Source organism: Acinetobacter sp. YH01005 (genome assembly GCF_013420465.1).
Lineage (GTDB): Bacteria > Pseudomonadota > Gammaproteobacteria > Pseudomonadales > Moraxellaceae > Acinetobacter > Acinetobacter amyesii.
Genome location: NZ_VOYA01000002.1, coordinates 55125 through 71097 on the forward strand (window position 1 = coordinate 55125; position 15973 = coordinate 71097).

At 40.1% G+C, this 15973-nt stretch carries 16 protein-coding genes; 6 read left to right on the top strand and 10 right to left on the bottom strand.

Features of this window, described 5'->3' with window-relative positions; genetic code table 11:
- Nucleotides 1-118: 118 nt before the first annotated feature.
- From lipB to FTT72_RS01480, 4 genes are all read left to right on the top strand, one after another.
- A complete protein-coding gene (gene lipB, locus FTT72_RS01465; protein WP_180023222.1) occupies nucleotides 119-778 on the top strand; it encodes a lipoyl(octanoyl) transferase LipB in 660 nt (219 codons plus the stop codon).
- A gap of 75 nt (nucleotides 779-853) precedes the next feature.
- Nucleotides 854-1387 carry a hypothetical protein gene (locus FTT72_RS01470; protein ID WP_180011534.1) on the top strand — a complete coding sequence of 178 codons (534 nt, stop codon included), beginning with the start codon at nucleotides 854-856 and terminating at the stop codon, nucleotides 1385-1387.
- A 3-nt stretch (nucleotides 1388-1390) separates the two neighbouring features.
- Entirely contained in the window at nucleotides 1391-2575 is a 1185-nt protein-coding gene (locus tag FTT72_RS01475; RefSeq protein WP_180039544.1) for an iron-containing alcohol dehydrogenase, read from the top strand.
- A 265-nt stretch (nucleotides 2576-2840) separates the two neighbouring features.
- Nucleotides 2841-4262: an APC family permease gene (locus FTT72_RS01480; RefSeq protein WP_180005059.1), complete on the top strand. Its 1422-nt coding sequence runs from the start codon at nucleotides 2841-2843 to the stop codon at nucleotides 4260-4262.
- 61 nt (nucleotides 4263-4323) lie between these two features.
- Here the strand turns inward: FTT72_RS01480 and FTT72_RS01485 are convergent, their stop codons facing one another.
- The 3 genes from FTT72_RS01485 to FTT72_RS01495 form a co-directional block, all read right to left on the bottom strand.
- A complete protein-coding gene (locus FTT72_RS01485; RefSeq protein WP_180005060.1) occupies nucleotides 4324-4962 on the bottom strand; it encodes a hypothetical protein in 639 nt (212 codons plus the stop codon).
- The gene (locus FTT72_RS01490) at nucleotides 4940-5752 is read right to left on the bottom strand and encodes a DUF6502 family protein (RefSeq protein ID WP_180177746.1); all 813 of its coding nucleotides are present in this window, start codon (nucleotides 5750-5752) and stop codon (nucleotides 4940-4942) included. The genes FTT72_RS01485 and FTT72_RS01490 overlap by 23 nt, the downstream gene beginning before the upstream one ends.
- Nucleotides 5753-5818: 66 nt before the next feature.
- Nucleotides 5819-7015 carry a cupin-like domain-containing protein gene (locus FTT72_RS01495; RefSeq protein ID WP_180177747.1) on the bottom strand — a complete coding sequence of 399 codons (1197 nt, stop codon included), beginning with the start codon at nucleotides 7013-7015 and terminating at the stop codon, nucleotides 5819-5821.
- A 152-nt stretch (nucleotides 7016-7167) separates the two neighbouring features.
- Between FTT72_RS01495 and FTT72_RS01500 the strand changes: the two genes are divergently transcribed.
- The gene (locus FTT72_RS01500) at nucleotides 7168-7563 is read left to right on the top strand and encodes a hypothetical protein (protein WP_180007577.1); all 396 of its coding nucleotides are present in this window, start codon (nucleotides 7168-7170) and stop codon (nucleotides 7561-7563) included.
- Between the two features lie 70 nt (nucleotides 7564-7633).
- Nucleotides 7634-9181 carry a PT dipeptide repeat lipoprotein gene (locus FTT72_RS01505; protein WP_180177748.1) on the top strand — a complete coding sequence of 516 codons (1548 nt, stop codon included), beginning with the start codon at nucleotides 7634-7636 and terminating at the stop codon, nucleotides 9179-9181.
- A gap of 111 nt (nucleotides 9182-9292) precedes the next feature.
- On the opposite strand, the gene FTT72_RS01510 is transcribed toward FTT72_RS01505, so the two are convergent.
- The 7 genes from FTT72_RS01510 to FTT72_RS01540 all read right to left on the bottom strand — a co-directional run bounded on the left by FTT72_RS01510 (nucleotide 9293) and on the right by FTT72_RS01540 (nucleotide 15871).
- Nucleotides 9293-9793, bottom strand: a complete 501-nt coding sequence (locus tag FTT72_RS01510; RefSeq protein ID WP_218946185.1) for a hypothetical protein — start codon at nucleotides 9791-9793, stop codon at nucleotides 9293-9295.
- Between the two features lie 168 nt (nucleotides 9794-9961).
- Nucleotides 9962-10441: a tRNA (cytidine(34)-2'-O)-methyltransferase gene (locus tag FTT72_RS01515; protein ID WP_111885295.1), complete on the bottom strand. Its 480-nt coding sequence runs from the start codon at nucleotides 10439-10441 to the stop codon at nucleotides 9962-9964.
- Between the two features lie 317 nt (nucleotides 10442-10758).
- Nucleotides 10759-12159 carry a siroheme synthase CysG gene (gene cysG / locus FTT72_RS01520; RefSeq protein ID WP_180144812.1) on the bottom strand — a complete coding sequence of 467 codons (1401 nt, stop codon included), beginning with the start codon at nucleotides 12157-12159 and terminating at the stop codon, nucleotides 10759-10761.
- A 73-nt stretch (nucleotides 12160-12232) separates the two neighbouring features.
- The gene (serS, locus tag FTT72_RS01525) at nucleotides 12233-13504 is read right to left on the bottom strand and encodes a serine--tRNA ligase (RefSeq protein ID WP_180066755.1); all 1272 of its coding nucleotides are present in this window, start codon (nucleotides 13502-13504) and stop codon (nucleotides 12233-12235) included.
- Between the two features lie 117 nt (nucleotides 13505-13621).
- Nucleotides 13622-14413 carry an RsiV family protein gene (locus tag FTT72_RS01530; protein WP_180021965.1) on the bottom strand — a complete coding sequence of 264 codons (792 nt, stop codon included), beginning with the start codon at nucleotides 14411-14413 and terminating at the stop codon, nucleotides 13622-13624.
- A 161-nt stretch (nucleotides 14414-14574) separates the two neighbouring features.
- On the bottom strand, nucleotides 14575-15270 hold the full coding sequence (gene lolA / locus FTT72_RS01535) for an outer membrane lipoprotein chaperone LolA (RefSeq protein ID WP_180011509.1): 696 nt from the start codon (nucleotides 15268-15270) through the stop codon (nucleotides 14575-14577).
- A gap of 232 nt (nucleotides 15271-15502) precedes the next feature.
- Complete coding sequence (locus FTT72_RS01540; protein WP_180177749.1) at nucleotides 15503-15871, bottom strand: YadA-like family protein; 369 nt, start codon at nucleotides 15869-15871, stop codon at nucleotides 15503-15505.
- Between the last annotated feature and the right edge of the window lie 102 nt (nucleotides 15872-15973).

Consider the following 15973-nt stretch of genomic DNA (forward strand, 5'->3'; position numbering starts at 1 on the left):
TTTTTTATGTCTAAGTATAATAGTAATACCCTCAAGTAATTCAGTATTTAACCCCCCTTTTGTACGTCTAATTCATTATAATCCATACATGACTTTGATAGAAAAGGACACGAAATACGTGACTGAAACTGTTCAAAAACCCGAATTAATCATTCGTCAATATAACCACCTTACCCCTTATGCAGACCGCTTTTTAGAGATGAAAACTCTCACCGAACAGCGAGATGAATACTCACCCGATGAGCTGTGGATATTGCAACATCCCGATGTATTAACTCAGGGGCAAGCTGGCAAACCTGAACATATTTTGGTGCAAAGTAACATCCCTGTGGTACAAACAGACCGTGGTGGACAAGTCACTTGGCATGGACCGGGTCAGTTGGTCGCTTATTTCATGTTTGACTTAAATCGCTTAGGTTGGAACGTGCGTACGCTGGTTTCCTATGCAGAAAACTTGATGATCGAACTGCTGAAAAAGTACGGCATCGACGCTTATGCCAAGCCTGATGCACCCGGTGTTTATGTTGCAGAACGCAAAATTGGTTCTCTCGGTTTTAAAATTCGTAAAGGCCGCAGTTATCACGGTTTGGCACTGAATATCGATTGTGATCTATTTGGTTTTCATACCATTAATCCATGTGGCTATGCTGGATTAGAAATGGTTCGTATACAAGATTTGGTGCAAGATTACCCTAAATTTGAAAACTTATGCGTCGATATCATTGATACTTTGAAAAACAGTGGTTACTTTAAAGACGTAACAGTCAAACAACTATAAAAGACTTTGCTTTCTCAAATAAAATAATTTAGAGTAAAAGCTCTAAATTAATAATTATAGATAAGGGATGTACACGTGATTGCAACTAAATCCGTTAAACCCGCGCTCCAGCAGGCCTATGTCAAACTCATGATGGATGTGATTGGCAGAGGTCTGGTCATGGCGAGCCAGGTCGATGAAGAAATTAAACAAGAAGTTGCTAAATTTCCAGTTAATTTTATTTTATCTATGAATGTTTTTCCAAATGGTGCTGCATTTGTCGCGCAAGTCACGGAAGACCATCAACTCAAACTCCTCACACCCGGCACTCAAAAGCCTGACTTAACCATTACGTTTAAGCATTTGAATCATGCCTTTTTGGTCTTCTCATTTCAAGAAAGTACCGCACAAGCCTTTGCCAATGACCGCATGATCGCCGATGGTGATTTGTCTTATGCCATCCGACTGGTGCGTTGTCTCAACAAAATGGAAGCGTTAATTTTACCTAAATTGGTGGCTGAATTGGCTGTCAAAGAATATCCAACACATTTAAGCCTAAAAGAAAAACTGAGCGGTGCTGCAAATATTTATTTAAAAGTAGCCCAGTCTTATTTAAAACGGAGCGCATAACACATGGCTAAACCATATTACGAATTTTTCTGTCCTGTAAAAGTGATTGCTGGCCATGCTGCTTTAGAACACATTCCATTCGAACTGTCTACTTTAGGTGCTAAACGCCCCATGATCATTACTGACAAAGGCGTTCGCAGTAATCAATTACTTGCACCGATTGAAGCGGCATTTGAAAGTACCGAGACGGTGATTGGCTATATTTTTGATGATGTTCCGCCAGACTCAAGTCTAGAAACCGTACGTAAAGCGGCTCAACTTTACCGCGACAACCAATGTGATGCCATTATTGCCGTCGGTGGCGGTTCAGTGATTGATACCTCTAAAGCAACCAACATCTTGGTATCTGAAGGTGGTGATGACTTACTGAAATACTCAGGTGCGCACAACTTACCAAAACCTTTAAAACCATTTTTTGTGATTCCAACAACCTCAGGGACAGGTTCAGAAGTGACTATGGTCGCTGTGGTTTCTGACCCTGAAAAGAATGTAAAAATGGCCTTTGCATCGAATTATTTGATGCCACATGCGGCAATTCTTGACCCACGTATGACGCAAACTTTGCCACCTCATCTTACGGCGATGACAGCGATGGATGCGATGACGCATGCCATTGAAGCCTATACGTGCATGGCGGCGAACCCGATTTCAGATGCCTATGCAACTGCCGCAATCAAGAAAATCAGCAATAGTTTATTTGGTGTATTAGATAATGCCAGCGATGCGCATGGTCGCTTAGAACTTGCACAAGCCTCAACGATGGCAGGAATTGCATTTTCAAACTCAATGGTTGGATTAGTCCACTCATTGGGTCATGCTTTAGGTGCTGTTGCTCACCTGCCCCACGGCTTATGCATGAATTTATTCTTGCCGTATGTGTTGGAATACAACAAAGAAGTGAATGGCGATAAGATTGCTGAATTGCTATTACCACTGGCTGGTCCTGATATTTATGCACAAACACCGGCCAACCTCCGCGCTGAAAAAGCCATTTCAACGCTTTTAGCCATGCGTGACCGCTTGTTTAGTTTGACCAAATTACCACGTACTTTGAGTGAAACAGGTAAAGTGACTGAAGCTCAATTAGATGAAGTGGCAGAGAAAGCACTGAATGATGGATCTATTATTTATAATCCTAAAGAAGCCAGCTTAGAAGACCTCAAAACTATTCTAAAAAAAGCTTGGTAATTGCTGAAAAATAAGCGAATATAGCGAAAAATTAAGCCTGATGTTTTTTTAAACATCGGGCTTTTCACTTGCAGAACGCAATATCAGTTATTTTTTAATCAAACTGGCATAATTTCTGCTAAAAATAATTTCAAAGTTACTGACAAAATGTACCAATTTGGAGTAGATTGGCGCACTTTTGTTTTAAAACGTAGGGGGGATCGTTCGTCTCAAACGATCCTTAGAATATGACTGATCCTTGATCAACGATAAGAGGATAACGCCGTTGACAAATTACTCTGGGACTCAATCTGCAGCAAAACTGAAAAAAAATCTTGTGCTGTGGCATATCATCATTATTGGTCTGGCATATATTCAGCCTCTAACCTTATTTGATACTTTTGGCTTGGTATCAGACGGAAGTCAAGGACATGTCCCAACTTCTTATATTTTTGCACTTGTGGCCATTCTTTTAACATCAATCAGTTATGGACATATGATCCGCCGCTATCCATCATCGGGTTCGGCGTATACCTATGCTCAAAAATCCATTCACCCAAACGTTGGCTTCATGGTTGGCTGGTCATCTTGGCTAGATTATTTACTTTCACCTCTCGTCAACATTATCTTGGCAGATATTTATCTAAGAGCCTTATTCCCAGATGTAAATAACTGGATTTGGGTAATTGGATTGACTGTAATTATGACGGTCATCAATTTATTTGGTTCACGTTTTGTCGCTCGCTTTAACAGTACTATAGTGTTCGTACAGTTAGGGGTAATCTTCTACTTTGTTTATGAAGTTTACTTACTCCTTACCCAAGGTGTTTATGCAGATGGCACTTTAAATCCAGATAAAGCTGGACTTTGGTCACTTGCTCCTTTTTGGAATGAAATGACCACGATTGGTGCTTTAATTGGCGGTGCGACAATTTTGTGTTTTTCTTTCACAGGTTTTGACGCATTATCATCACTTGCGGAAGAAACCAAAGATGCTGAAAAAACCTTGCCTAAAGCAATTTTCTCAACCGCATTAATTGCCGGCATTATATTTATTGTCAGCACATATTTTATCCAGCTATTTTTCCCTAGCAATGCAAATTTGTATTTTAATCCATTGGATGAATCACAACCGGTAATGCTGGAAGCGCTTGGCAACACAACAATTTTAACCGCAATTACTGGTATTGCATTCAAAAATCTAGTGCTCTATTTTGCAGTTATCGCCGTTCTTGCTTCAGGTATTTCGGCACATGCGGGTGTATCACGCTTAATGTATGTCATGGGCCGTGATGGTGTGATTAACAAAAAGATTTTTGGTCATATTAGCCCTAAACTCCACACACCAACTTATAATATTTTAATTGTTGGTGTAGTTGCACTTACTGCGGGTTTCCTTGATCTTGAGCATATTGTTAACCTAATCAGCTTTGGTGCATTAACTGCATTCAGTTTTGTCAATTTTTCTGTAATTTCACGTTATGCATTACGTGATGGAAGAACTAAATCATTAAAGGAAATCATTAACTATGTGATTATTCCTACACTTGGTTTTGCCAGTGTATTCCTAATGTGGTTAGAAATTGATGAGATGGCACTTAAACTAGGACTAGCTTGGGCTGTTATTGGTGTTGGTTATTTAGCATACAAAACCAAAGGTTTTAAACACCCTGCGCCGCAACATAACGAATTTGATGATAAATTCTAATCAAGTTTATCTCTAAACAAAAAAGGCGCTTAAAGCGCCTTTTTTGTTTTAAATATACCAATTAAGGTTGTATGGATTTTCTAGATTGCTGAAATTGAATTGAAATTTCTTCACACTTGTCTGGTGTATTGCCTTTTAATTCAACCGATGCTCCATCACCGTGTGACCATATACCATCTTCAACAGTCTCTAAATTTACAGCTGCTTCAAATATATGCTGTTGTTGTGGATAGAGTTTGATATCTATAGGTGTATCACATACTTGTTTTGGAAAATATGGTCTAACCTGCTCGAATAATTGCATGGTTAATGGCATATCACATTGCAAATGAATGGTGACTGGTACGCTATTGGTATTTTTTAAGATCAATTGAACATTTTGCGAATTAAGATCCGCTTGGGCAGCAGGTATTTCTACATACGTTTTTGTGTCAATCGACTGACGATCAAATGGATTGAGGAAGGCTAATTTACGTTCCACGCCATAACAAGAATCCTGCACGGAAGCTGAAAACTCTAAATATCGTGTCCCCAAGATAATTGTTCCGCGGCCATCCCCTGCATGACCGATATCAATGATTGGATCACCTGTACCTTCAATTGTAACCCCACCACTTCGAAAAAACTCTATGTCACAACCCGCTAAAACGCTGATCAAGCCACAAAGGGTTAAAGTCTTAAAATTTAATTTTCGCATCATGTTGATAAACTCCAAAGCGAAATGCACGATTTGCTTCAGGATTCCCGTCATCCATTGCGCAACGCTCCGCGGCAAGTTTTAAAAGTTGTAGTGAGTATTTCTGCCAAAGCTCTAAGCTCATTTCATGTAATTTATTAATCGATTCTTCTGTTAATTCGTCAGCACAAATGGCTTGTTCTAAGTAAGGTATTTCATCAGGATTCAATAAATTATGCAAACCCGCTTCTAAATGCGCTTGAACATTTCGTGTTAAAATTTTACGCGCTTCTAACTGCGAAGGATCTGGAATAAAACGACGTTGTTGTAAATACACCTGCCCATCTTTTTCAATGGCAATTTCCAAACGAACAAGTTCATTGAGTACCGAACGCGGATGACGTTCTGTTGAAATTCTTTTCACCAGCATTTCAAAGCTATTTTCTGACTCACTACTAAAGGGCAATGAATCCCCCCAGCCTTCTGCAAGCCACAAACCCATCACACGTGATGGCACACTAATTGGCTCAGAAACAGTCGCTTCGGTCAGATCCTTACCCTCAGAAATCACTTCTTTATAAGCAGTCACGTCTTTACGGTGTAGACCAGAAAGTAAACTGATCGCAGAAATCGTCGGTTTTTGATCGATACGCTCTAACTCATGTACAGCTTGTTGGAAAAAAACCGGTTTCAATGCAGCAGTAAACTCGGTATATCCCACACCTGAGCGAATCAGCCATTGGCTCAGCTCATTCATCAGCACCAATACTTGCTGTAAATTTTGATCTGCCTCATTAGTGAGAAGTTTGCTCATTGAATTGCCATGAAAATTAGACTGCATAAGTGAAATTTTCGCATTGTTTAATCTACTTCACAATTTTTATCTGATGAGATCTTGAGGATATTCAGTAAAAAAATGATTATTTACATTAAAATGCGTAAAAGAAACACTGATCGAGATATCTAAACTTTCAACACTATGCCACCAACCAATTGGGATAAATAAGGTTTCCCCTGGCTGCAAAATGCACTCGAACGGTGTCACATTTTCTAACAGTGGATAGTCTGCTAGATCAGCCTTTGCGACGTCTGAAACCTGACTGAATACCCAATGATCGTTATACATATACGGCATTTGCCATGCAGGAATCAAAGTCACTTTTTTACGTCCATAGATTTGTGCCAACATATTATTGGTTAAGTCATAATGCAGTGGTGTAAATGTGCCTGCAGGGCCAAACCATAAAAAATGTCGATCTTTGATCTCGTTTTGACAATAACCTTTGGCGAAGTCACCTAGATCTTCACTTATCTTTTGCATGAACTGCTTATTTTGAGCGGCGTTATTCGCAGTTAAATAAATGTCATTGCTACGCTTAGTGGCTTTGATTTGTGCGACAAAATCTTGCATCAAAACAATGCGTTGCAGCTGTACCGATTTTTTTTCAAAATCTTGATACTGCTCACGATGCATCTGGACTTCAACCAACTCATTTTCAAAATGCTGTGCAAAATATTCAGGACTCCATTTATGCAATGCAGGCCAATGTTGCATCCCACCTTTTAAAATGACCGGCCGCATCTGGCTATAATACCGCTCTATAAATGTTTCAAAATCAGGTGTTTCTATGCTATCGATTGTGGATGTACTGTGGTTGTTCAATTGATTTAATTGACCCATCACTTGCAATAGCCAACGCTGTTTATTCTGCTGTTGCTGTAGTTGCTTCAGTTTTTTAAAAATTACGTTATTGTTTACATGCTTTAAAAACTGAATGATCAAATGATTTGAAATATTTTTTTGCTTAATTTTTTCTAAAATTTCATCTGTCTCTAAGCCCTCAAGACTGTAGTCCAAAAGTTCATTTTGCAGCTGTTCTGAAAGTTGGTCTGCATCAGAAAATAAGTATTGATCCGCCCTTGGGCTTAATCCATGTGATTGTAAAATTAGACTTATTTTCTGTACATCGCAACCATTTTCAATATTTTCATTCAACCAATTTTGCCATTCCATCGGTAAGGACTGATACCAATTTTTACTTTGCTTTAGATGTTCACTCTGGCTTTCTACATTCATTTTCACCACTCCACCCTCTTTACAAGTGAAGTATAAATGATCTATTTTAAAAATGCTAAATTTTCGCATTTTATAATTATTTAAACACCGCGAATGTTATGAATCCGTCAGATATCAAGCGGAATGACATAACAAAGTAAAGGAGAAAGTTCATGAAAATTCGTCATTTAGTCATCGTTAGCAGTCTGTCTTTAGCTTCAATACCAGTATATGCAGGTTTTGCCGATACCATGCGTGATTTAAGAAATACACTGAATCAATTTAATGAAACATCCAAAGAAGTATCGAATACCGCAAAAGAATGGACAGGCAGTCAGGCCACGACTAATTCAAATTATGCTGCAAATGGTTTCAGTATGGGACAGCAACTTAGACCTAAAATTAATAATCTACCGCTTTATAAAACTGCCGATAAATCGAGCCAAGTCATTAATAAACTGTCAAAAAATGCAGATATTATTTTTGCGGGAAACATGACTAAAACAGGTTTGATAGAAGTCACTACAGAACATGGCAATGGCTGGATTGAATCACACCTTGTTCAATAAATCTTGATTTTAAATGTTTATACAACCGCATCAGCCGTACATAACAACTTTACTCTATTGAGCACTAGTCATGAATAATAATCACAAAATCAGCATTATCGCTGCTGTATTTACAACATTGGTGGGCTGTGGTGGATCAAGCTCCAATGATGGTGGCGCGACACCTACACCTACACCTACACCTACGCCAACGCCAACGCCAACGCCAACGCCAACGCCAACAACTGTAGCGGATAAATTCACAGGAGAATGGATTCAAGGGAACTCTGCTCTCGGTAACAGTAATTGCGATTTACCACAAATTTCAATTCATAAAACCAGTGAAAATTCAGTCAGTGCACTGAACGAAGAACTTAAATATGCGGTACACAATAGTTCAAGCAAAACCTGCAGCGGCGAATTTATTTCCAAACGCTATCAATTACTTCATGACATGGTTATAAGTGAAATACAGCCGGCTGCAACACTAAATAACTTTGAATATCATGCGATTAAGTTTCAACCAGTCAGGGGTGGCGCGACTACCAACCGTGTCTTAACTTTTTTAAATAATCATTCTTTCTGCGTAATTAATGCGACGATTTCAAATCCAAGCTATATCATCATGCAACGTGGTCTAATTACTGACCCACTCAAGGACAGCCGCTGCTATACAAAAAATTCCAATGAATTCTTCACCAATTTAAAACCGAAAACCAAAATCACAGCTGCGGACTTCAAGACTGAGAGCTTTATTAATACCACCGACACTGTGAACTTCTTGGCTCAGCTCAATACAATGGGACAAAGTGGTTATAAGTTAATTGGCTATGATTCTAAAACTTTGGACAATGGCAATGTTAATAGCTACATGAAACTTGCCAATGAAAATACGCGTTTCAATCATATTGTGGCAGATCGTACAGCACCCTCTACCGCTGACATTTATTTTACATGGCGTAATCAGTTAAACGAAAAAGGCAAATCAGGCTATCAATACCTGCATAGCGTCAGACCAACCAATGCCCTGAATTTCAAAGATTATTTTATTAAGAAGGAAAATGATACCGCAACATACACCTATGACAGCGGCTATGTTTCCCCACTCGTCGACCCAGTGCAACTGGAAACCATACTTAATACACTGGGTGCCCAAGGCTGCCGTATTATTCAGTTCAAAAACTATTTCACAGGTTTACGACCTGAAGTTCTGAACGGCAAACAAAATAGTCCTAAAGTTGCAACCTGTATAAATAGCAGCGCACACCATGGCACTTACAGCTATCGCTATAAAACTTACCCAACCGGCAGCAATAGTGTAGAACGCAGCATAAAATTACAGGAGATGATCGATGAGCAAGCTAAAGACGGTTACCGCTTAGTCAGCCGTGCTTTAGATATGAGTTCAACCACCAAAAACGGTATGCTGTTTATGAAAGACAGTGAAAACACCAATGTCGGTGAGTTTAAAGTCTTTAGCGAAACTGTCTTTGCAACGTCGACATTTAACGACGTCTTACTGAAACGTCTTCAGCAGCAAGGTCAATTGGGTTGGTTATACACCAGCGGTCAACTGCTGTTTGCAAATAATCCAAAACATCTGCAAACAGAGCTGAGTGACTTTAATCTAATTGATTAATTCACGAGGTAATTTGAGCTTTTAAAAGTACTTAAGCTTTTCTATGTCCTTGTTGTTTCGACATCAAGGACATTAATTATTGAAATGGATCAAAGCAATAATACACACCGATTATTTTAAGCGGCAGTTAAAACCCATCTTGGTATCTACTATATTTTTTTCATAACCTAAACTTTGAATAAATTGATTTCGATCTGCTACTAACTGCTGATCGGCAGGGCTAAGACGCGCTTTATTTTTTTGAGCCAAGCTGTATGTTTCATTGACTAAGTCTTGATATAGCCCACATACTTCCTGACGCTTTGCTTTTTTCAATTGGCGACCACCATACCAAGAACGCTCAAAATCGTCGGCTTTTAGTGTTTTTCCCCATTCCTCAATACGCTGATTTTGCCTTTGCTGCATTTCCAGCATGCCCTGCTGGATTTCAGCCTTAGTAAAAGGCTTGATCACCTCAACCTTCGGTACAACTGGAACATTTTCTGTAGTTGCAGTGACGGTCACTGGTGTCTGTTCTGTTGTGTTCGATACGGTTGGATTAGCCCAACTCATTGATGAAATGAATCCGGTCGCAATCACGACACCAAAAGCTTTTAAATTTATAGATTTCAAGTTTTAAGTACCCGTTTTATTTCTTCACAGTGTTCTTATACACATTTTTATATTGATGCTGAAGTTTTTAAGCCCTTATTTTACAAAACTTCATTGCTGTAAACGGTTCACTGTGTTCACTCCCAATAAAAAACCGCTCGATAGAGCGGCTTTTTGAACAGATCACACTTAGACCAATTCTTTAAAGTCTTGCTGACGCCAAGCTTCATATAAAATCACAGCAGTAGCATTGGACAAGTTTAAACTGCGTGAATTTGGTGCCATCGGCAGGCGAATCCAATGTTCTTTCGGGAACATCATACGGACATCTTCTGGCAAACCACGTGTTTCTGGCCCCATCAACAATGCTACAGGGCGATTTAGATTAGAGGTATGCGGTGTTTCAAATCCTTTGGTGGTTAATGGATAAATGGCATCCATCTCAATACCTTGCGCTTTTAAGCCCGCAAGGCATTCTTCAAAGTTTTCCCACACTTTCATGTGCGCCCATTCATGATAATCCAAACCGGCGCGGCGAAGTTTTTTATCATCCAGCTCAAAGCCTAATGGCTTGACCAAATGCAACTGCGCTCCAGTATTGGCACATAAACGAATGATATTCCCTGTATTTGCAGGAATTTCTGGCTCGTATAAAACAACATGGATCACAGTTTTTTTCTCTACTCTTTAGTTAAATAATGGCTTAAAACTCAGGCTATAGTTACAAAGCTAAAGCATAAGTTTAGATGATACTACAAGCGCTTGTTTATCCTCTTTGCTTAGCTTTCGCATTGCAATTGGATAATACCAGAACTTGTTTATCCTCTTTGCTTAGCTTGCGCATTGCAATTGGACAATACCAGAACTTGCTTATCCTCTTTGCTCAGGCATAGCCTTCGTCTTGCATGTGGACAATTCAGCAGCCTGCTTATCCTCTTTGCTCAGGCATAGCCTTCGCCTTGCGCTCGGGCAACGCGTTGCGTTGCTTACCCTCGCTCATGCCATTGAAGTTGTTCACGCAGACTCACCACATCACCAATAATGGTCAATGTAGGCGCCTGAATTTGGTATTCACTGACTTTAGATGCAATATCTGCCAATGTCCCAACCACGACTTTTTGTTCAGGTGTCGTCCCTTTAGAAACCAATGCGACAGGCATGTCTGGACGCTGCCCGTGCGCGATGAGTTTCTCACAAATTTTTTCTAGTCCTACCAAGCCCATATATAGCACAAGCGTTTGATTTTGATAAACCAACTCATTCCAAGGCAGCTCAGGCGAACCTTCTTTCAGATGGCCTGTCAGGAAGCGTACACTTTGCGCATAATCACGATGCGTTAAAGGAATCCCTGCATAAGCCGAACATCCAGAGGCAGCAGTAATTCCCGGAACGACTTGGAAGGCAACGCGTGCCGCAAAGAGTTCCTGAATTTCTTCACCGCCGCGGCCAAAGATGAACGGATCTCCACCTTTTAAGCGACAGACGCGTTTGCCTTCACTTGCGTATTTTACCAGTAAGGCATTAATGCCTTCTTGCGGAACAGCATGATTGGATCGTGCCTTACCTACGTAGATTTTCTCTGCATCACGGCGGCAGAGGTCCATAATCGGCTGAGAGACCAAACGGTCATAGATCACCACATCCGCTTGCTGCATTAAACGCAGTGCTTTTAAGGTCAGCAGTTCAGGATCACCCGGCCCCGCCCCAACCAAATACACCTCACCTTTCGGCTGTTTCCATTCCAATATGGCCTGTTCAATCAAACGATTTGCTTCAGTCAAATTGTCATTGAATACTTGCTCTTTGAGCGGGCTTGCATACAAGTCTTCCCAAAAAATACGGCGTTCATCTGGATTGACGATTTTGGCTTTAACGGCTGCGCGCCATTGACCTGAAAACTTAGCCAGTTTGCCCATGCCATGCGGAATTGAGCTTTCTAACTGGGTGCGTATTTGGCGTGAAAGCACTGGCGATGTGCCATTAGATGCAACAGAGATGACCAGCGGAGAACGGTCAATTATCGCAGGAACCATAAAACGGCAATGCGGCGGATCATCAACACTATTGACCAAGACATTTTCAGCTTCGCAGGCTTCAAAAACCGCCTGATTGACCGCTTTGTCATTGGTTGCTGCAATCACTAAACGAAACTGACGCAGCGCAATGGCATTTTCTTGATAAACCGATTCGTGATAAATCGAGTTGAGATATTGACCTTGGGTTTTATTAACCAAGGTCAATAAATCATCTTCAATTTCGGGTGAGCAAACTGTCAGCTGAGCGCCCGCTTTTGCAAGCAGCACAGCCTTTCGATATGCAATTCGACCACCACCAACAATCAGACAAGGTTGCTGCTGCAACTTCAAAGAGATTGGAAAGATATCCACACACGACCTCAATAGTTTAAATCTGATTGTCTTAAGCAATTTTTGTGCACAAATGTATGCACTTTATCGACTATTAATCGATAAATTCAGCACCGCCCATATATGGACGAAGTACTGCTGGAATTTCAATTGAACCGTCTGCACGTTGATAGTTTTCCATCACGGCAAGTAAAGTACGACCAACTGCCAAACCTGAACCATTCAGCGTGTGTACAAACTCAGTTTTCTTTTGGTCAGCACGGTAACGCGCTTTCATACGGCGTGCTTGGAAGTCACCCATGCATGAGCAAGATGAAATTTCACGGTAGGTATTTTGACTTGGCACCCAAACTTCTAAATCATAAGTTTTGATTGCACCAAAGCCCATGTCTCCGCCACACAGAACTACTTTACGGTATGGTAAGCCTAATGCTTGAAGAATACCTTCGGCATGACCCGTTAATTCTTCCAAAGCATCCATCGAAGTTTCAGGTTTTACAATCTGAACCATTTCTACTTTGTCAAATTGGTGTTGACGGATCAAACCACGTGTATCACGGCCATACGAACCCGCTTCACTACGGAAACATGGCGTATGCGCTGCATATTTTAATGGCAAACGTTCTGGGTCAATGATTTCATCACGCACGAAGTTGGTTACAGGCACTTCTGCAGTCGGGATCAGGTAGTATTCTTTTTCGCCTTGAAGTTTAAATAAGTCTTCTTCAAATTTAGGCAATTGGCCTGTACCACGTAAAGAGTCTGCATTAACCAAATAAGGTACATAAGCTTCGGTATAGCCATTTTCCAAGGTATGTGTATTTAACATAAATTGGGTAATTGCACGTTGTAAACGCGCCAATGGGCCTTTGAGTACGCTAAAACGAGTACCTGTCAATTTAGTTGCGGTTTCAAATTCTAAACCGCCCATCATTTCACCAAGATCAGTATGGTCTTTGACTTCAAAATCAAACTGACGTGGTGTACCCCATTTTAGAACTTCAACATTGTCATTTTCGTCTTTACCTTCTGGCACAGACTCATGAGGTAAATTTGGAATCGATAAAGATTTGGCTTCGAGTTCAGCCTGAAGGTCAGAAAGTGCGAGTTCTGCCGCTTTAATTTCATCACCAATGGCAGACATACGTGCCATGATTTCAGATGCATCACCGCCAGCTTTTTTAATTTGACCAACTTGTTTTGCACCAGCATTACGTTCAGCTTGTAACGACTCAGTTTTAGACTGAATTTCCTTACGGCGAGCTTCAAGGTCTGCCCACTCTGCTACGTTGAGTTGAACACCACGTTTTGCTAAGGCTAAGTTTACAGCCTCAATATTATTTCTGAGTAATTTCGGGTCGATCATAGCCAATCTTAAGTAAAGAAAAAAACTGGCTATAGTGTAAGCTCTTAACACTCAAAAATACAGTGACCGAGCTTACAGCTGCCCCTTATTAGACCAATAATCTTGCTGCAAATTGTCTTATTTGGTTTCGTAATTTGGCAAACTTGGTAAATATTCAGGTTTAAATAGCCCTTTAGCCATAAAATATGGAAGTTTTAGCTCAGGCATGCCCTCTGCGTAGCTCGCCAATTCATACAGCGGATAAGCAAATACGATCCCGTTCGCGCCATAATAAAAATTATCGCTTAACTGTAGTTTTGAACGTTCAATATCGTGACTATCCAACCACATATAGTTGGCATCAAAAAGTGCGCTAATCACTTTCGCGTCTGCACCTTTGACCAAGACATCTTGTAAAGCCAAACGTTTTTTGGCTTTTAAATCAAAATTGACATATTCAACATGCGACATGCCATGAGCCGCATGCGCTGCGTAGGTATAGCTTTCGATTGCAAAAGTTGCGATATGTCCCCACTGACTAATATATCGAACAGAAGTGGTACTTTGACTTAGGCCTGCATCCGTCTTGTCTGATAAATCGATTTTTTGATTCGGCTCAGTTGAAAATGCAATTGGATCTGCCTTTTTAATTCGGTCTGTAAAATATTGATTAATCCAATCAACATTGGTTTCAACCGTTTGAATCGTATATTGGGTACAACCTTCCGCATCGCAAGCTTGTGCTTTCGGCAATTGCATCGCAACAGATTTCGATTGAATAAGTGGAATCGCATCAGCGACGACCACTGGCTTCTGTTCCGTCGTTGCACCTTCAACAGGTTCATTTCGAGGATGACAGGCCGTTAATGACCCAATTAAAACCACAGCTGAAACAGCCCAAGCTATATTATTCATATGATTTTTTTTCATCCCAAAATTCCCTATAGCAACAGTCAAAACCACAAGTCACTTCATTTAAGCAACCTGCGAATATCAGCATACTACTAAATTTCACTTAAATTCAGCTTGCTTGCTTTACATTTCTCCATAAAAAAAGCAGACCGATGTCTGCTTTTTTTCGTTCATGAGAATTATTGATCAATAATGTCCGTACCTTTTGGAGGTACAAAGTTAAAGGTTGACGCTGGAATAGACGCATTCACCTTCACATTATTGAAACGTACATTTGTTGTTTGACCTAATGAGTCTTGGAGAATCATTAAGGTTGGTGCATTTTTCGCACCAAAACTAATGGTTAAGCTTTGAAATACGCCATCATCACTTTTTGGATATAAAGTGTAATAAGTTTTGGTCTTATTCGGCTGTGTAATACGATAAGACTTCATGATTTGAGCCGTATTACCCGACAATAATAATGCAGGCGTATTCGCAACTTGGTCATCTAAGCTTTGGCGTACCGCTTGTTGTAGGTCTGGGTCATAAATCCAAACTGTTTTACCTGTAGTCGCAATGGTTTGCTTAGATGGGCTGGTTGTTTCCCAATAGAATTTACCCGGACGCTGAACTTTCATTACCCCAGTAAAAGTCTGGTTCATATGCTGCGCACTTAAACCTTTCTTTTGAGTAGCTTTCGGGTTGGTCACTTTTGTAGTTTGCTGAAAGTTAGCAGTAAAACTTTTAATACCCGATAATTGTTTCACCAAATTGGCAGTTGCCTGCTGCTCCGACGCTGCAACTGGTGCCGCGAATACTGTCGTACTCATAACCGGTGCCAGTGTCGCTGCACCTAATGCCATAGCACAGATGGTTTTACGAAGCATTTTCATAGATTCACCTTTTATATTTGCATCAACGCAATTTGTTAGATGGCTCCATCTTAAACCACTTTCATTGACTAAATTTAGAGAAAATAAGAAGTTTTGTATGGTTATTAATGCAAATTGCTGTTTTTTATTCATCATGATGGAGAAATATAAAATAAAAAGGCACTTGATTTGATTCAAATGCCTTTCAAATAGTTAAACAACGATTTAGCAATTTTAATAATCCAATATTGAGTTATTTCCATTGCCAACCGATCGATGCACCAGCGCCAAAGTCACCTTCAGAGTTCCCTGTTGCAGCCAATTTATACACATATTTATTGCTTTCAGTCACTCCACTGAAACCAACTGCATAGCCTTGTGAACCTTCCCAAGCCCCCATACCTACGCTAAACATGTTGTATCCGGCATCTGTGGGTTGCGGTAAGGAGGCGATTGCAATACTTGAAGCAACAGCACCGTAAACATTATCTTTAAATTTATTGAAATTATGGTTCAATTCATTCACACATTGATTGGTATAACTATTGGCTTGATTAAGTACATTTGCCCCATGCTGATCTGTATATGCTTTTGAACTATAGCTAAATACTAAATAAATCATTACAGTAATCTTTAAACAATTTATCAATATCTTTAACTCTAAATTTATTGCGAATCATTTTTACTCGTGACCACATTTTTTCTATAGGATTTAAGTCTGGGC